Genomic DNA, 17,649 nt, shown 5'->3' on the forward strand with positions numbered 1-17,649 from the left:
AAAAACGAGGTAAAAAAATGACAGCCCAATCTCAAGATCTATTAAAAGAATTTGGTCGCTTAATGCAGACCTTTCACAACCAAAGATTTTCGCAACTTTCTAAGCACTCTCATCGTTTTTGGACACAGCAGCCACAGCGGGGACAAATTCGTGTTTTACTGTTGCTGGATCAAAATGAAAAACTAACAAATTCGCAAATTGTTGACAAGTTGGATATTCGACCTAGTTCAGTCAGTGTCATGGTGAGAAAGTTAATCGAAGAAGGCTACGTCGAGCGAAAAGATTCGGCAGAAGATAAACGTGTTAGTTATCTTTCATTAACGCAAAAGGGTCGTGATTCGCTGAAACAGTCCCGTCAATTTCGGGATGATTTTGCGGATTCCTTATTTGATGGTTTAACCGACTCAGAAAAAGAGACCTTACAACATCTTTTAGCCAAATTAACAGATAGTTGGCATGAAAAATGGGATGAGAACGAATCGCAACCTGAATTTCTCCGTCATTTGCCGGATCACTTTTTTGAACGTCGTGAGCAGACGGAAAGATTTAGATCGCGTGAATTCGATGCAAAACAGGATTTTGGCAAAAAATGGGGACACCCAAATGATTTTGACGGTTTTCATTCCCGTCATTAGGTTAAGGAAAAAGGAGATGCAAAGTAATGCAAAGACAAGCATCAGCCGTTTCACAAACGAGAAGACAAAATGAGACAGCTCAAAGAGAGAAATTTAATTTTAAAAGCTTTGCCAAGTTAATTGGTAAAATTCGACCACACTTCTGGCAATTGGGCTTAGGTCTCTTGTTGGGCTTGATTGCAACGGGAATGCAACTGGCAGTTCCTCAATACGCAAAAACACTTATTAATCAATTAGGTCATTCACTTAATCCGGCTCTAATCGGCCTCGTCATTGGCTTTTTTGTTTTGAGTGCGATTATCAATGCCGCGGCGGGCAGTGTATTAGGATTCTTCGGGGAAAATGTGGTTCAGAAATTGCGTGAATTTTTGTGGCGTAAGGTGCTAATTCTGCCCGTATCACACTATGATGAAACCCGTTCAGGAGAAATTTCTTCCCGTCTGATTAATGATACCTCTCAAGTCAAGGATTTATTGGCCAACTCAATGCCAAGTATGGTGACATCGCTGCTCCAATTAGTGGGAGCACTTGTTTTGATGCTGATGATGGACTGGAAAATGACTATTTTGATGTTTATCGTTGTCCCACTAGTTTTGTTGTTAACGGTGCCAATTATTAAGCAATCGCACAAAATTTCAATTAAGCGTCAGGATGCATTAGCAGACTTTAACGGACAATCAAGTGAGATATTAAGTGATATCCGTCTAGTCAAATCCTCAACAGCGGAAAGGCGCGAGCAAAAAAGCGGTCAGAAAAAAATTACCAACTTATATCAAATTGGACTTAAGGAAGCCGTTTATGATTCTGTGGCGGGTCCCATCATGCAAATGTTGATGATGGGAATGATGGTTGGAATGCTGATTTATGGAGCAAGTCGAGTAGCGAGTGGAACCATGACTTTTGGCACACTAATCTCATTTTTAATGTATTTGACCCAGTTAATTAGTCCGTTTACGCAACTTAGCCATTTTAACGATTTGGCCAAGGCAAGTGGCTCAACTTCCCGTATTCAAAGTCTGTTAAAGGCTACTGAAGAAGACCAGCACTCGGGACAGTCAGTCGACCTCTCGGGAAAAACGTTAATGATGAAACATGTAGATTTTGCATATGAAAAAGACCATCCAATTTTACAGGATATTTCATTTACAGCGCAACCGAATAAAGTAGTGGCTTTTGTAGGACCATCCGGTGGTGGGAAGTCCACAATTTTTAGTTTAATCGAACGATTTTATAAGCCAGCGAGTGGACAGATTATGGTGGGAAACCTTGATGCTGAAACGATAAATTTGCGGAACTGGCGTAATCAAATTGGTCTTGTGGGTCAAGACGCAGCCCTTATGAACGGGACAATTCGTTATAATTTAACTTATGGATTGTCACAAACGTATACGGATGCTCAGCTCTGGCACGTTTTAGACTTAGCCTATGCCAAAGTGTTCGTGGAAAAACTGGACTCTGGGTTGGATACGCAAGTTGGAGAGCGAGGAATCAAATTATCCGGTGGGCAACGGCAACGAATTGCTATTGCACGTGCGTTCTTAAGAGATCCTAAAATCTTGATGCTTGATGAGGCGACGGCAAGTCTTGATTCTGAGTCCGAAGTAATGGTGCAAAAAGCTTTGAAGAAATTGATGCACAATCGGACGACTTTGGTTATTGCCCATCGGTTAAGTACGATTGTAGATGCAGATCAAATTTATTTTATCGAAAATGGTCAGGTGAGTGGTCATGGCACACATGAACAATTAACTGAAAAATTGCCGCTTTACCATGAGTACGTGCGCAACCAGTTTGCTAAATAACCGCAAAAAAAGAGTGAAAAAAAGGCTGAATTTTCCGCTTTGCAAAACTGCCCGGGCAACTTGTCGCTTTAACGATTTTAGTTGTCTGAATTAGGTGGATGCTTCAGGGAAGAATACCTTTTTCTCACTCTTTTGAGGATACTAATCACGTCTAACTGTTGCCATAATCATTGGGAAGAATTTCAAAGCGTAGAGTGCACAAATCCCGACGACAACATAAATAATTTTGGAGAGGATAGCTGTTTGTCCGCCGAAAATAGTTGCAACCAGGTCAAAGTTAAATAGGCCGACTAGTAGCCAATTCAACCCGCCGACAATTAGTAGCCCTAACGCAATACTATCAATGGTTTTCATAAAGAGGTCTCCTTTCTAAAGCTCATTTTTGGTACAAATTAAGTTTAACAAGTTTTGATAGGTAGTTGAAAGTTAGAAACTCACGGTTTTGAATAATGAAGTAGGGAAGAAGAAAATGGAAAAGCTTAAAGAACGTTTAGATATGTTTAGTGATGCGATCATTGCAATTATCATCACCATAATGGTACTAGAGTTGCCAATGCCGGTTCATGATTCCTTTAAAGAATACCTGCAGTTTGGCAAGGCAATTGGCATCTTCTTTATCAGCTTTTGTTTTGTAGCCAATCTTTGGTATCAACATGCTGTGCTTTATAATGATGCCGACACCATAACAAATAGAGTTTTCGTGCTTGAATTTATTTTTCTGGCGTTTTTGTCTTTGACACCGATTTTTACGAAGCTAATTACGGAAGACACGAACCGACACACCGTCATGGCCTATGGGGTGCTTACCTTGATTGTAAACGGCTTGTTTATCCTCGTGAGTTATGCGGTTATCCGACAAAAATATCAGGATTTAACTGAAATTAGACGTTTGTTCGCTAAGATTTATTTGAACCACAGTAACTTTTTGGGCGCAGTTAATCTTATTGTGCTGTTTTTGGCCTATTTTCAGCCACAATGGGCGTTATGGTGCTATTTAACATTACCCGTCGTTTCATTTATCTTTAACCGCGAAGATCATACGGATTTAGAAGATGTGACTAAACTTCCGCGAGAGGATCAAAGCCAGTATCTAAACTTATCTAGTGGAGAATTACGAACCTATCGAAAAAAGCAGCGTGAAATCGTTCAAAAATATGCGCATCAGCGACGAACCAATCCCAACTGGCAGGCTGAGATGGCTCAAGAAATTCAAACTCTTTTTAGGCAAAACGGGCGTAAATTAAAGCAAAGCAGGACGGCGCCACAACAATTTAAGCGTCGTTTTCCTAAGTAAGTGGGGTCAGCCTAGGATAAAATGGAGGACGTCAAATCGCACTAATTTACAGCATCCCGACCTCCTTTTCGGGATGGCTTTGTTAATGATAGGGATTGACAGTTCAGTAGATGGGTACTTGGGGGATTCTTTCTAAAAAATAAGTAAACATAAGAACATTTTCAGCGGTATTTTCTAGTAACTTCTGAAAATGTTTTTTTATTATCGTTTTTTTTTGATTGTGATTTAAAACACAAAAAAAATTTAATTAGAATTGTTCTGAACTGAAAGTGCCGGAGAATGCCTTTATATCAGCAATTCGCGTATGCACGCTCATTTTTGATGCTAATTTAATTTGTGAATTATGGTTGAATGTCAATCGTGAAAGCGCGACAATAGAAAGGCACGCTTGTTTACCAAGTGACTTTAAATATAAGTGGGGATTGAAAAACTATGGTGGAACGTAAACAGACACACTTCAAAATGTATAAAATTGGACGGAGATGGGTGTTTGCCTGTGCTGTCTTGTTAATATTTGGTGGAAGCTCAGTCGCAGTTAAAGCGGATACTGTGTCCGAACAAAATGGCGCGTCTTCAAATGCAGAGCAAAAGACCCAAGCAACAGAAACTTCGTCCGCCTCTTCAGACAATTCAGATACCTACAGCGCTCTTCAATCGTCGCTGGGTGTTCAAGATAATACAGGGGCGCAATCTTCCAGTGAAAAGACATCTAGTTACGCTTCAAGTAGTTCTGCTACTAGTGTTGCTGGCACTGACGCCGGTGCCAATAGGGAAGCAACTTCTAAACAAAGTGAAAGTAATCAGATCACTCAGGCCAGTTCTGCTGCCAGTAGTGTGGTGAGAGCAACCAGTTCTGAAGACCAGAAAGTGTCCCCTGTAAATACGCAGACAACGATGGCAAAAGAAACCAAAAATCAAACGATCAATGCAGGTAAAACTGCCCAGTCGGCACGAACGGTTAACGACGCGGTGAAAGATGGGGGAAATGTTTATGACGATTACACGGATTTACACAATCTATTAGGCGTTTCATCTCAGTTTCATATTTTTGCGCATCATGCAGAATTAAATGCGCACACAAATGGCAACATCGCGGTTGGAAATTTATCTGGAAAAGTAAATTTTGGAACAAATATTATTGAAGAGCTCCTGGATAAAGATATTTCGTATATTCAAAATATTGAAGCGATTGCTGGTAGTTCGTTTGTTTCAGCTGGTAATACTCGTACGAACAAAGTGGTTTTCGGACAGAACGTGGAGATTGATCTCAGCAATCTCAATCGGCCTAAAGTCGATGGTGTTTACATTGACCATTTGTTAGCTGCAGAGGTTTATCAAGATAAAGATGGGAATGTCTACATAGATTTTGATAAAGAATTTGCGCTGTTAAAACAATTGAGTACGAGCTTGAGTCAAGAAGCACCTAAAGCAAGTTATCAAAATAGTGATTTTAGCGATCCTAATCAACGCACTATTGACGTATCCGATTTAGTTCCGGACGAAGAAGGGCATATTGTTATTAATCTAGCAGCTGACGTGCTGACAAGTGGGACGCCACTCACGCTTGCAGGTCTTTCACCAGATAAAGACGGCAATACAATCATTATCAATGTAGATACAGCTGGTTCGACCGACTATCAGGTAACTTCCCAAATCAAAGTTGTTTACGCGGATGGCACAGATCGAAATAACAAGGAAACAGAGGATTTTGGTGATAATCATTTGTTATGGAACTTTTACGATGCGTCGGCAAACGATCGTTTAGCAACCGGCACAATTACTGTGGATCGGCCGTTTCAAGGTAGTGTCTTAGCTCCTGGAGCCGCAGTGGTAGCTAATCAAAATCTGGATGGAAATATTATTGCCGATAGTGTCGTTGTAAATTCTGAAACCCATCGTTGGGATCTACAGGATAATACTGATAATAAGAAAGACCCTGATACGGACTATGAAAAACCGGTGCCACCAATTATTGACGTCGAAGAGCCTGACAATGGTGAGTATGAGACGCCGGAGCACCCCACCATTGATGTTGAGATGCCTGACACAGATGACTATGAGAATGCAGAACATCCAACCATTGATGTTGAGATGCCCAATACGGACGAAGATGAGAATGCGGAACATCCGACCATTGATGTTGAACTGCCAGAAACTGGTGAGAATGAGTCTGATAGTGTAAATGAGGATGTTGAGACAGAACTAGAGCAGGAATTCGAACAAATTCTGAAAGAGCCTGCCAGTCAGCAGAGCAAAGATGAAGAAGCGTTGTTAGCAAAGATCGATGCCGCCATTGCCAAAGCAAAAGCAGCAAAAGATCAGAAGTTAGAGGCAAAACTAGAGGCGCTGCGGGCACGGGTGATTGCAGCTTTAGCTCAAAATAAGGCAGGAAACTTGCCACAAACAGGAGAAGACCAAAACTTACAAGCAACTTGGCTAGGCTTTCTTTTATCGGCCAGCTTAGCACTATTTGGACTGCTAAAATTGCGGCGCCGTGATAGGAATTGATAGGCCTGATTAAACGTTTTAAAATCTTTTTTTAGTGTGACACCATTGCTAATGATTGAGAATTTTTGAAGTGAAAAATAGCCTAAAAACGGTTTTGCATGTTTTGAGAAGGATTAGACAACTTATTTATAGTGTCCTAAAATTCGTTTTTACACATTTTAATTTCTTAAATTATTTTAATAACCGACCGTCAAACTGATTAATACATTTGACGGTCGGTTTTTTTGAAAGTCTCAATTGAGATGAATATTCAGCTACACTAGTTAGTGTTTTTTAGAATATATTTATTTTGAATGAAGTGGAATTCGTAAACATGCTTACAATCAAAAGATCCGTTACTTTTGCAACAAAACTAAATATTAAGCAACAAACTACAAAAGAAGTGCGGTGAAAGCACTGAAAAATCAATTTATGCAAGATGCATTTTTAACAATTATTTCGATGTTAGCACTGATTACATTTTTCACACTCACGAGTAACTTACCGCTGATTGGTATTTGGCGGATCGCTGGGATTGTAGTTATTGTAGCCACTATTTTGGGGGTTCTCTAACATTTCCACATCAATTAGCATTATCGTGATGACAATCGCAAATTTTTTTGGCGTTTTTTCCTCAGTTTGTCTATATTCGAGTGAGTGGTTTGGATTAGTTAAGTCCTTTCGGTGGGCAATTCTGATTATGACAGTGATCCTGCACATCATTAGTTTCTACTTTTATCGTAATTACCAAAATAAGAAGCTTGCGGAAGCCTTAAATAGAAAAGTAAAGTTCATTTCTTCGGCTTTGTACTTAGATCTAGACATAAAAAAATCCCTCCATAATCATCAGGTGAATTATGGTATTCCATCTGATAATTATGGAGGAATTGTCGCATCAGAGCGCGGTCAATCGCCTTTTTCGGGACGGTTTTATTTATGCAATGCAATTCCCTTAAATAACTTATCAACGTGCGTTTTTTTGCCACGCATGGTCACTCCCACTAAGTCCAAGTCAGCCGTCTTGAATTTGGCGATTGTTGCCCGATTATCTTCATCATTATAGGTTGTAAAAAGTTCGTGAGTATAAATCGAGATCACCACATCTTTAGTTAAACCTTTTTGAATCAAGTGCTGTAATTGTTCGGCAGAAGCACTATGAATCATTATAGGTTGTTGTGACATTGGCAAGTATTGTTCACCGTCAGCGTCAACATACGGTTCACCGATAATTTTTTGAGTACCTGCAATACCACTCATTAAGAAGGCAGTCACATTTAGTTCTTGCCATGGTTCTAAATCATCGCGCAAGGCGATTTTTATTTTTGTATCAAATTTCATTATGAAAACCTCCTAAATTATTCATTAAATGCTTGATTGTATATTTTGCATTTAACTGCTATTCTAAGACAAGTTAAACAATTAGTATAATTGATGTTTTTGAACTAAGCTATCAGTATTTTCGAACGGAGTAAACTTATGGAATTAAAGAATCTTCATACCGTCAAAAAAATTCTAGAAACGGGGAGCTATCAAAAAGCGGCGAACGCATTAAATTACGCACAATCAACGGTAACTTTTCAAATTAAACAGGTCGAAGGAGAATTGGGAATCCAACTTTTTGAACGAAAGGGGCGTCGAATGATTTTGACAGCTGCCGGAATGGAAGTAATCCCGTTAATTGATCAAATCATTGCGGATGCGGAAAGATTAACTCACACCGGACAGCAAATTGGGCAGATTACTGGTGAGTTAAAAATAGCAGTTCCTGAATCTTTGGTGACTTACCAATTGCAGCCTTTACTGCTGAAATTCAAGGCCTTAGCTCCCGACGTTAAACTCACAATTCAGGTTCTTAACTGCTATGATATTTACGAAAAAATGGTGTCAGAAAAGCTTGATCTTGCGATTCATTATGATGTTAAGCCGTATTCACCGGATATTGCATTGCGCCATTTTGGCCGTTTCCCACTGGTATTGGTTGCTTCTCCCAAAATCGACCCGATATTGAGAGATTTCACCACAGCAAATCAAAATAAACAAGTGTGTCACTTACAGAATGATCCCAATGCTTTATATCTCAAGATATTTGATGAATATCTACGGACAAAACACATTGCTCTGGCAACACCAATGGAATTGTGGAGTATAGAAACGATTAAACGCAGCGTTCAAAGCAATTTGGGCGTTGCCTATCTTCCTAAATTTACCGTTAATGCTGAATTGACAAAACACGAGTTAATTGAACTACCCACAGATATTACTGCGAATAATTTAGAGGCTGTGGTTGCTTGTCGACGTGTCGATGAACAACAACCACCAATAAGGTTATTCTTAAAGCTGATCAATGAGACGTTTGGCAAAACCGCGGATCACTCAGTGGAAGCCTGACTTGATGGGGGAGTAACCGAATTGGCAAGTAAAATGTCTGAGTAACATAAATAGGCTCCATCAGTTGAGGGTGGGAAGATGTGAGTTTTTTCTAGTCTAAGCGTATTTTAGAGACTGATCAACGGTAACTGGGTGTCTACTGAATAATGAATTATTCCTAGGAATTGTTACAATCACCGTTCTGCTAAGAAAAACGAAGTAAGCTTGTAACTTACTGACTTAAAAATAGTTCTGATTTCAATCAATGAAAATGACTTCGATAAAGATGATGATATTTGTTATGAATGAGAACAACGAGTGTTTAAATAATTCATTGGAAATTGAAAAATGGAAGCCTCTCCTTTATGATAGTTAGCGTCTAAAAAAGCATCACAGGGAGCTTCCCCATGAATCAGTTTACCAAAGAATCAGCACAATCAAGATCTAGATATCATTTTTAAAGATCAGCCAGAAATAGCTGTTAATGAGCTTTTATAAAAGGAACTTCCTGCATTCTTAGGTTATGAACCTTATGATAGAAATGGCTTTAATTCTGGAAGTTCGCGTAATGCATACTACATGAGAACTTTTAATACAAAATATGAACTTAAGCCTTGTTATAATTGGTCTGAAATGTTCACCAAATGTTCACCAACATTTTAGTTTCTAGTGTTTTCTAGTACTTTCTTATGATAATAAAAAATCAGGAACGCCGGTTTAACGGCATTCCCAACTCTAAAAAAGTTTCTCTATCTTACTAAAAAGGAGAGTACAGGATTTGAACCTGCGCGCCGGTATTAGCCGGTTCGCCGGATTTCGAGTCCGGTGCATTACCACTCTGCCAACTCTCCAAAGTACTAAACCAGTATACCAAAAAAAGTTGCTTTCCGCAAAGGGAGAACCGGTTAAATAATAAATTTTACAGTCGTCTCATTTGATGCTTCTTTTTCCAGGTCGTAATTTTTGCTAAACTATTAACTATGCATAAGGGTCAAGGAAAAGAGAGGTTTAAATGGATGAATTAATAATCGGATTGTTTGCATTTTTAGGTGGCTGTCTCCGTTACGGAATTGATTTTGGCATTCCGAATGTTCAGGGACTGCCGGTTGCAACCTTACTGATCAATATTTTAGGTAGTTTTTTGTTAGCCTTACTGAATACAACTTGGACGGTAAATGAGCATATTCCCGCACGATTGTCTCTTGGATTAGGAACGGGGATGATTGGCGCTTTTACGACTTTTTCATCTTTTTCCCTTGAAATTGTTGCTTTGTTGGCAAGCGGACATTATTTGCTAGCAGGCGGGTATGCAATTTTAAGTCTAAGTACTGGTTTATTCGGCGCATTGTTAGGTTTTTTGCTCGGTAAGAAATTGTATCCGAAAGGGGATATTGTTCATGATGACGATTAGTACAATCGGTTTGGGAGCTGGAGTTGGTGCCATCATGCGCTACGAACTCACCAAATTGTTTAAGTATCAAATGCCTTCTTTTTTTCCCTTTGGGACGTTAATTATTAATTGGCTAGCATGCGTTTTGTTGGGCTTTTTTGCAACACTCATGCAAAAAAATGGCGAAAATTATGCGCTGTGGGGAATTGGCTTTTGTGGCGGGTTGTCAACATTTTCAACGATGATTTTTGAGACGCTGGTACTCATCCATGACAGGCGCTTTCGTTTCACATTTTACTATTTGTTTTGTTCGTTAGCGGGTGGTGTTGGTTTGATTATTTTGGGAACTTGGGTGCCACATTTGTTTAGTTAACCAAAACAGACTTGCATTTAATCAAGAAAAGAACTATAGCGAACGGATAATTCCAAACGCGATGCGGTTCGCGACAACATCATTTCAACTACGTGATGACGTTCCAGATAACACTATCTTGATTGTTTTTGGGGCTTATACAACCATGATTGCGCATCGTTTTGATGAAACGGGGGACACCTTTGTAGCCGACTTTACGGTTGCAACCAATGCCGCTGAACTAAAGGCAGGCGCACCTGCTAGATCTGAACGGGTCGAAAAGTATAATCAATTATGACGTATTGAAGAAGAACTGGGCACCAGTTCAAGGATTGCTCGATTTCCGAATGACGTGGACTTTGATTAAGCGGGTCAGCATTCTGAAGTCCAGTGAAAGTACGGCCCCGTTTTTCCATATTTGTCAATGTGATGACTTGTTCATATAAAAAGGTAGCGGCAAGATTTATTACTAAACTTGCCGCTACCTTTTGTTATTTTTTAATTTGAAAAAGTTTGCCTATTTTGTTTCTGACTTATCGTTGATTCTAAATGAAAGTAAGAAGGCAATGATTGCCAAAACCAACGGGAAGAACAATCCGAAATGAACACCATTTGTAAAGGCATTTTGTGAAGTCAGTGGCGATGATGAAGCACGTTGGCCGACACCTAATAAACTTGTGGCAACGGCTGTAGAAATAGCTCCGATAATCTGTTGGAAGGTATTCATGATGGTACTCCCATCACCGGCTGTATGAGCATCCAGAGCATTGAGCCCAAAAGTCTGAGTTGGGGACATTGCCAAAGGTGCCCCAATCATAATGACGATATGTGCCAAAATCACGTACCACATCGCTGAATGAGCAGTGGTGAATAAGAGCATTACCACACCGATAATCACAACTAGAAAGCCAATTAAAGCTAACAGACGAGCTCCAAAACGATCATAAATCCTTCCTGAAATTGCTGAAACAACAGCGTTGACAACCCCACCAGGAAGCATTACCACACCAGTTAAGGCAACTGCAATGGCTAGCCCATTCTGCCAAAACATTGGCAAGAGATACATGGAAGATAAAATAATTCCGAAGTCTAACATGACCAGGACGGCTCCAATTCTGAAGTTTGGCCGTTCGAAAACATGGAAGTTTAAAATCGGTGTTTTTGAGTGTAATTGCCGTGAAATATAGAAGTATAAAATTACTAGCGCAACAATTAATGTGATGAGCACTGCAGGCGATCCCCAGCCGGAATTGCTGGCCATGCTGACTGCGGTTACTAAACCACCGAAGCCAATTGTCGATAATAAAATTGAAAGAACATCAATTTTAGGCTTAGATAATTTATTTACGTTAGGGAGGTACTTAATGGCTAAAATTGTGCCAACTAGAAGGAATGGGACAAACAACCAAAAAATCCAGCGCCAGGATAAAATACCAAGAATGATTCCGGAAAGCGTCGGGCCAATAGCTGGTGCAAACATAATAACCAGGCCAATCAATCCCATCGCCGTTCCTAACTTATAAGGTGGAAAAATTAACGTGGCTACCGTAAACATTAAAGGTAAAATTAAGCCGGTGGCAATTTCTTGAATCATACGGCCGATCAATAAAATAATAAAATTAGGGGCAACAGCAGAAATAATTGCACCAACCATAAAATCAATGAGACCGAAAATAATTAATTGCCGGGTTGAAAACCATTTGGTAAGCAAACTGGAAAGTGGTAGTACAATTCCAATGATTAACATATAACCAGTAACTAACCATTGAATTGTACCCACGCTCACGTTTAACTGGGCCATCAAGCTTGGCAGGGCAATATTTAGGGAAGTCTCGCTCAACATTCCCACGAATCCACCAATCAACATCCCCATCATTGCTAGCATAGGGTGTTTAACTGGAACAGCAGCTTGTGCAGTTGCTGACATTTTTTCAGAACTTTCTGACATAACTAAAAACTCCTTTTCTTTTTTATCAGACAAACATTTACACTAGCATAGTTTTTTTGATCTCGTAAGTTTTTTATGAAAGAAAATGAAAGTAAGCGTTTTTATTTCTTGTAATCCAGGATAATTGTTTCTAAAGATGGTTTTTCCAAGTTGGGTGGCAGCACGTTATATGCTAAAATGGCAACAGAAAAAGGGTTCGGAAAAGTAAAATGGAGGCCGCTTAAATTGAAAATTGGAATTGATCAAATTGGATTTTACACCCCAGGTTTTTATGTAGATATGGCTGAATTAGCACGTGCACGGCAAGAAGATCCTAACAAATACTTAATTGGCATTGGTCAGCGTAAACAGGCTGTTATCCCTAATTCTCAGGATGCGGTGACAATGGCAGCTAATGCTGCGGATCAAATTATAACGGATGAAAATCGGCAAAAAATTGATTTAATTTTATTTGGTACCGAATCAGGCGTCGATAATTCAAAATCGGCCGCAATTTATTTGCAGCAATTATTGGGCCTATCTAATCAAACACAGAGTATCGAGCTAAAACAGGCTTGTTATGCGATGACGGCTGGTATTCAAATGGCTACTGACCATGTTGCGGCCCATCCACAAAGCCAGGTGTTGGTTGTGGGTGCCGATATTGCACGATACGGTTTACATAGTGCCGGAGAACCCACCCAAGGTGGCGGAGCGATGGCAGTGATTATCAAAGCTGAACCGCAAATTTTAGCAGTTAGCTCTGAATCTACGCATTACGTGGCTGACATTATGGACTTCTGGCGTCCGTTATATGCAACGGAGGCATTGGTAGATGGCAAGTATTCTTCCAAGCAGTATATTGAATTTTTCAAACGGACGTTCGCTGCGTACCAGGAAAAAACGGATTTGAGAATTACGGACCTAAAGGCACTTATTTTTCACCTGCCTTATACCAAAATGGGATTAAAGGCATTGAAGTCAATTTTGGATCAAACTGACAGTGATCAAGCTAACCGTCTTCTGCGTGAGTTCGAATATTCGCGAGTCTATAATCGAGAGGTCGGTAACCTTTACACGGGTTCGCTATATTTGAGTTTGCTGTCCTTACTGAGTAATAGTGAAAGTTTGGCTGCCGGCGACCAGATTGGCCTCTTTAGTTATGGCTCAGGCGCAGAAGGGGAATTCTATACAGCAATTCTCCAGCCACATTATCGTGAGCATCTGAATGTTGCTGGAATCGAAGCTGCTTTGAGTCACCGGACCCAATTAACCGTTGCCGAATACGAAACGATGTTTAAATCACAGTTGCCCCTTTCTCAAGGCGATTTTGTGACGGATTTTCAAAAATACCCGGCTAAGTTTTACTTGGCCGGACAAAAAAATCAACAGCGCCAGTATCGAAAAGCGTAAAATCGGTTGCTGGTTTTGGATCGCGATGGTTCCTCTAATGCTTGATCAACAAATTTGGGGTGAAACACGCTCATTGATGTGCATGAATCTGCATAGAGAAAACATAGGCTGGGGCCTGTCAGCGGTCTTCTGAGATTAGGCATGTGAAAGTTATGTCGGTGTTTAACGCGTTGAATTTTAATAAAAACGGTGGACCCAATAAGTAATTCCCAATAACTAGCCATTATAGTTAGCCATGGAGAAATACTTTAGAGATCCACCGTTTTTAGTTTTAATTTTTTTAGATTATGAGTTAATCAAAATAATTATAAGTAACTGTCCCGTCCTTTGTCGTCAATAATGCGCTGGTAGGCTTATTGGGATTCATCAAGGAGACTGAATAGCCACTGCCTAAGTTTTTCTTGATCGATAAGGAAAGTTTTTTAAAATTAGAGACGACTTGTCCAAAGTTTGCTTTTTTTGCGTTTGCAGGCGTTTTTATCAGTGACTTCAGAGAACTGACGAATTTCTTGTTTGTTGGTTTCACGTAGTAGGTCTTTTGCGCCTTGCTAAATGATACGGTTCCCGTGCCCGTATAGTTAGATTTCAAAGATTTCAGAATGCTGTTTTCCTTTATGGATTGGGCAGCATTTTTCTTCTTAATCGCATCATCTGGAAAGGCACTTGCCCCAGCATTACTGAAGGTATTGGCAAAATCTTTACTTGATTTTGCCGTCGTTTGTGAAGATGAGGAGGTTTGTGCTTGCGTGGTGCGGCTGGAAGCGTGCCAAAAAGGCAGATTGATCCCACTATAAATAATCAGTCCCAAACAAACAATAACGAACAAAATGGGAGAGAAAACGTGCTCCCCATTCTGGATAACCATGGCTAATCTAAGTATTGCTAAAATAAGTGCAATTATTGCCATAATGAACAAAAATAACATAATTATTCTCCTTATTCACATTTTCTTTTATTATCGCGCAAAAAAATAGAAAGCACAATTGCGGAAATAATGATTTTAGAAGTGTTTTTGGTAGTCTTTATCTAAACTAATTGTTATCATATGAATATACTAATAATTGGTGGCGATTAAAATGCTGTCAGAATTTAAGATTGGGATGCTGGTAAAATGTAGAAACTGTGACGATTTAGATTACCCGTTTTTAGCAAAAATTTTGAACATCTTAAGTAGTAAACTGGTTCTGGAAATTTTACAAATTGATCATCGTGATCGTTACAAAGCGACTTTAATCCAGTATACTACGGTGGTAGACGCAAAAGATTGTGTGCAGGTACAGTTGATTCGAATTGATCGGCGACAAAAGTGAATGAAGGCTAAATCTATGAAGATTATTGTAGCTCCGGATTCTTTTAAAAATAGTATGTCAGCCCAAACGGCAGCAGAAACCATTATTAAGGGAATTAGGGCGGAGAATAAAACTATTGAGTGTGTGACTTTGCCAATGGCTGATGGTGGTGAAGGGACGATGAGCGTGATCATGGCCCACTTAGGTGGAGAAATCCATACTGTGAAGGTTGCTGATCCGCTCGGTCGAGAAATAACAGCTGAATTTGGTTTGACGGCGAATCATCAAATTGCCGTGATGGATATGGCATCTGCCAGCGGCATTGAATTACTTAAACCGAGTGAACTGAATGTTTTTGAGGCATCCACGTTTGGCACTGGTCAATTAATTCAAGCTTGTCTTGCTTATCATCCTAGCAAAATATATATTGGCATCGGCGGAAGTGCCACGGTTGATGGTGGCGTAGGAATGGCTCAAGCACTCGGCTTTCAATTCTTAGACGCTAAAGGAGCCACGATTAAACCTGGTAATCGGGGGTTGGCAGCTGTAGAAAAAATTTTACAGCCCGACTTTTCTTTTCCGGAGATCACGGTATTAAATGATGTCAACAATCCTTTATTAGGCCAAAAAGGCGCAGCAAATATTTTTGGTCCGCAAAAGGGGGCTGGTCCGGCTGACATTAATATTTTGGAACACAATCTCTCTCGCCTGGCCTCGGTGGTGGTCCGTGCCCGTGGACAAAACTTTGCAAACGACTGGGGAACAGGTGGTGCTGGCGGGTTGAGCTTTGGGCTAAAGGCTTTTTTGAATGCCAGCTTAGTTTCCGGTATCGAGATGTTATTAGAAATTACAAATTTCGCAAATCTCTGTCGGAATGCTGACTTTGTGATTACCGGTGAAGGATCATTTGATGCGCAATCGCTGGCCGGTAAAGTTCCCTTTGGTATCATTCAAGCTAGTGAACTGGCCAATCCCAAATGTGGGGTGGGTATTTTAGCAGGTAAAGTGGCTAAAAATTTACCGCGTCTTCCTGACAATGTCAAATGGGTCAAAAGCATCAACGAATGGGCCTTGCCTGGGCAGCAGGGGACAGAGTATGGTGTTGAGAATGGGTGTCGCGCTGGCATGTGGGTGGCGACTCAATTCTAAAAAGGTGGTCGATTAAATCTGGTTTTGGCTCTGAATGGTGTAAGACGTGACTTAGAACTAAAATTTGGGGCTATGATAGTGAGTTACAAGTGTATAAAAAGAGGAGAGGCTGGGAAAAAATGGGTCTACACTTTCTGGTATTGGTGAATAACTGATACCAGTTTTTATTTTGAAAAAAAAGGACATTTGCCCTCTTTGTGTTACGATTTAATCGCCAAATAAAATCGAAAAGAGGAAAAACAAATGTCCCTAACTAATTCTATCCTAAGCCTATTCGAAATAACAGACCCTAATTTAACTGTAACTGAGATTACTAAGGAACATTATCCCAATGGGCAACACGTTCATGTCGTTCACGCTATCCTTTCCTATCAACTTTTAAAATGTCCTCATTGTGGCCATAAATCTCTAATCAAAAATGGAACTCACATTGGCCATCTAAGATTGGGAACCTTATCAGGTGGACGTTATGAGATGCAGCTAAAACGACAAAGATATCAATGTAAACGGTGTTTAAAAACCTGTGGTGCTCAAACTAACCTCGTTAAACGTAATGAAACTTTTACGCATAATGTGAAACATCAAGTAATTGTTCTGGCTCGGGATATGCTGACCAGTAAAGAAATCGCTAAGATTTGTGGGATTTCACCAAGTAGTGTTCAACGCATTTTAAATGCGAATATTCACTTAGCTTATCGTGTTAAAACACTCCCCCAAAATCTTTGTTTTGATGAATTCCGTTCCTGTAATCATCTAATGTCCTTTAACTGTTGCGATGCCGTTAGTCATCGCCGCATTGTGATTCTTAAGGATCGCCTTAGTAAGGATATCATTGATTACTTTGAAGCTCGCTATTCAGTTCAAGAACGTATGAAAGTTCAAACAATCACCGTTGATATGAATGCTGAGTATGCTGGCTTTATTCATCGGTTATTTCCTAAGGCAATAACCATCATTGACCGTTTCCACATTATTCAACTTGCCGGTCGGGCACTGGATAACGAACGTACACGTGTGATCCATACTTTTCAAGATAAGCATTCCCGAGTTTATCGCATTCTAAAATCGCAATGGCGTTTGTTCCATTTGGCAGAAGAAAAGGTCAATGATACTAAACTTATCTATTTACGCGGTATCAACGAATACATGACCCAACAGAACGCCATTGACCTAGCCTTAGATGAATTTCCAGAATTTAAAACTGTGTATCAAACCTATCAAGGAATTCTAACAGCCATTCAACAAAAAGATGCGGTTGGATTTAAAACCTTGATTGCCAACTACAAGGCGGCTGGCAACCAAATGGATATTACTATCTCAACTTTAATAAAGAATGGTCCTGCTGTTCTCAATAGTTGTCGTTACCCGTATTCCAACGGTCCTATTGAAGGACTAAATCGTAAAATTAAGGTGTTAAAGCGTAGCTGTTTTGGTTTTCAAAATATTCATAACTTTTTCATTCGTATCAGTTTAATTTATGCGTAAACAAAAAAACACATTCACCGAAGTGAACATGCTTTTCAAAAATCTCTACCAATACAATT

Annotated in this window: 16 protein-coding genes, 1 tRNA gene and 2 pseudogenes; 14 read left to right on the plus strand and 5 right to left on the minus strand. The window is 39.9% G+C overall.

Translation table 11 applies throughout. The features are described from left to right. Window positions 1-17: 17 nt before the first annotated feature. Window positions 18-635, plus strand: coding sequence for a MarR family winged helix-turn-helix transcriptional regulator (locus ACLJJ6_RS04100; protein ID WP_412990157.1), 618 nt, complete (start codon window positions 18-20; stop codon window positions 633-635). 26 nt (window positions 636-661) lie between these two features. Next, window positions 662-2,437: an ABC transporter ATP-binding protein gene (locus ACLJJ6_RS04105; RefSeq protein WP_412990158.1), complete on the plus strand. Its 1,776-nt coding sequence runs from the start codon at window positions 662-664 to the stop codon at window positions 2,435-2,437. Window positions 2,438-2,578: 141 nt separating this feature from the next. Here the strand turns inward: ACLJJ6_RS04105 and ACLJJ6_RS04110 are convergent, their stop codons facing one another. Then, entirely contained in the window at window positions 2,579-2,791 is a 213-nt protein-coding gene (locus tag ACLJJ6_RS04110; protein ID WP_412990159.1) for a DUF378 domain-containing protein, read from the minus strand. A 115-nt stretch (window positions 2,792-2,906) separates the two neighbouring features. On the opposite strand from ACLJJ6_RS04110, the gene ACLJJ6_RS04115 reads away from it, so the two are divergent. The 3 genes from ACLJJ6_RS04115 to ACLJJ6_RS04125 all read left to right on the plus strand — a co-directional run bounded on the left by ACLJJ6_RS04115 (window position 2,907) and on the right by ACLJJ6_RS04125 (window position 6,791). Further along, entirely contained in the window at window positions 2,907-3,731 is an 825-nt protein-coding gene (locus tag ACLJJ6_RS04115; RefSeq protein ID WP_412990160.1) for a TMEM175 family protein, read from the plus strand. A 432-nt stretch (window positions 3,732-4,163) separates the two neighbouring features. Next, window positions 4,164-6,239 carry a collagen-binding domain-containing protein gene (locus tag ACLJJ6_RS04120; protein ID WP_412990161.1) on the plus strand — a complete coding sequence of 692 codons (2,076 nt, stop codon included), beginning with the start codon at window positions 4,164-4,166 and terminating at the stop codon, window positions 6,237-6,239. Window positions 6,240-6,626: 387 nt separating this feature from the next. Next, entirely contained in the window at window positions 6,627-6,791 is a 165-nt protein-coding gene (locus ACLJJ6_RS04125; RefSeq protein ID WP_412990162.1) for a hypothetical protein, read from the plus strand. Window positions 6,792-7,148: 357 nt separating this feature from the next. Here ACLJJ6_RS04125 and ACLJJ6_RS04130 read toward each other — a convergent pair whose 3' ends face one another. Beyond that, a complete protein-coding gene (locus ACLJJ6_RS04130; RefSeq protein WP_412990163.1) occupies window positions 7,149-7,556 on the minus strand; it encodes a DUF2000 family protein in 408 nt (135 codons plus the stop codon). 138 nt (window positions 7,557-7,694) lie between these two features. On the opposite strand from ACLJJ6_RS04130, the gene ACLJJ6_RS04135 reads away from it, so the two are divergent. Continuing rightward, window positions 7,695-8,606, plus strand: coding sequence for a LysR family transcriptional regulator (locus tag ACLJJ6_RS04135; protein ID WP_412990164.1), 912 nt, complete (start codon window positions 7,695-7,697; stop codon window positions 8,604-8,606). A 390-nt stretch (window positions 8,607-8,996) separates the two neighbouring features. Continuing rightward, window positions 8,997-9,188, plus strand: a pseudogene (locus tag ACLJJ6_RS04140) (transposase); the annotation flags it as partial. A gap of 160 nt (window positions 9,189-9,348) precedes the next feature. On the opposite strand, the gene ACLJJ6_RS04145 reads toward ACLJJ6_RS04140, so the two are convergent. Then, a tRNA-Ser gene (locus ACLJJ6_RS04145) sits at window positions 9,349-9,436 on the minus strand. 161 nt (window positions 9,437-9,597) lie between these two features. On the opposite strand from ACLJJ6_RS04145, the gene ACLJJ6_RS04150 reads away from it, so the two are divergent. The 3 genes and pseudogenes from ACLJJ6_RS04150 to ACLJJ6_RS04160 form a co-directional block, all read left to right on the plus strand. Next, on the plus strand, window positions 9,598-9,996 hold the full coding sequence (locus ACLJJ6_RS04150) for a fluoride efflux transporter FluC (RefSeq protein ID WP_412990165.1): 399 nt from the start codon (window positions 9,598-9,600) through the stop codon (window positions 9,994-9,996). Then, window positions 9,983-10,348, plus strand: a complete 366-nt coding sequence (locus ACLJJ6_RS04155) for a fluoride efflux transporter FluC (RefSeq protein WP_412990166.1) — start codon at window positions 9,983-9,985, stop codon at window positions 10,346-10,348. Before ACLJJ6_RS04150 ends, ACLJJ6_RS04155 begins: the two co-directional genes overlap by 14 nt. Before the next feature lie 136 nt (window positions 10,349-10,484). Further along, window positions 10,485-10,694, plus strand: a pseudogene (locus ACLJJ6_RS04160) (phosphopyruvate hydratase); the annotation flags it as partial. Window positions 10,695-10,844: 150 nt separating this feature from the next. On the opposite strand, the gene ACLJJ6_RS04165 reads toward ACLJJ6_RS04160, so the two are convergent. Then, window positions 10,845-12,275: a DHA2 family efflux MFS transporter permease subunit gene (locus tag ACLJJ6_RS04165; RefSeq protein WP_412990167.1), complete on the minus strand. Its 1,431-nt coding sequence runs from the start codon at window positions 12,273-12,275 to the stop codon at window positions 10,845-10,847. A 225-nt stretch (window positions 12,276-12,500) separates the two neighbouring features. On the opposite strand from ACLJJ6_RS04165, the gene ACLJJ6_RS04170 reads away from it, so the two are divergent. Next, complete coding sequence (locus ACLJJ6_RS04170) at window positions 12,501-13,667, plus strand: hydroxymethylglutaryl-CoA synthase (RefSeq protein ID WP_412990168.1); 1,167 nt, start codon at window positions 12,501-12,503, stop codon at window positions 13,665-13,667. Between the two features lie 292 nt (window positions 13,668-13,959). Here the strand turns inward: ACLJJ6_RS04170 and ACLJJ6_RS04175 are convergent, their stop codons facing one another. Beyond that, on the minus strand, window positions 13,960-14,592 hold the full coding sequence (locus ACLJJ6_RS04175) for a hypothetical protein (protein WP_412990169.1): 633 nt from the start codon (window positions 14,590-14,592) through the stop codon (window positions 13,960-13,962). 151 nt (window positions 14,593-14,743) lie between these two features. Between ACLJJ6_RS04175 and ACLJJ6_RS04180 the strand changes: the two genes are divergently transcribed. From ACLJJ6_RS04180 to ACLJJ6_RS04190, 3 genes are all read left to right on the plus strand, one after another. Further along, window positions 14,744-14,977 (plus strand): hypothetical protein, encoded by a 234-nt coding sequence (locus ACLJJ6_RS04180; RefSeq protein ID WP_412990170.1) that lies wholly within the window; start codon window positions 14,744-14,746, stop codon window positions 14,975-14,977. 15 nt (window positions 14,978-14,992) lie between these two features. After that, window positions 14,993-16,105, plus strand: coding sequence for a glycerate kinase (locus tag ACLJJ6_RS04185; protein ID WP_412990171.1), 1,113 nt, complete (start codon window positions 14,993-14,995; stop codon window positions 16,103-16,105). 243 nt (window positions 16,106-16,348) lie between these two features. Further along, window positions 16,349-17,590 carry an ISL3 family transposase gene (locus ACLJJ6_RS04190; RefSeq protein WP_412988599.1) on the plus strand — a complete coding sequence of 414 codons (1,242 nt, stop codon included), beginning with the start codon at window positions 16,349-16,351 and terminating at the stop codon, window positions 17,588-17,590. The last annotated feature ends 59 nt before the right edge of the window (window positions 17,591-17,649 follow it).

The sequence above is a fragment of the Pediococcus siamensis genome (assembly GCF_047220215.1).
Lineage (GTDB): Bacteria > Bacillota > Bacilli > Lactobacillales > Lactobacillaceae > Pediococcus > Pediococcus siamensis.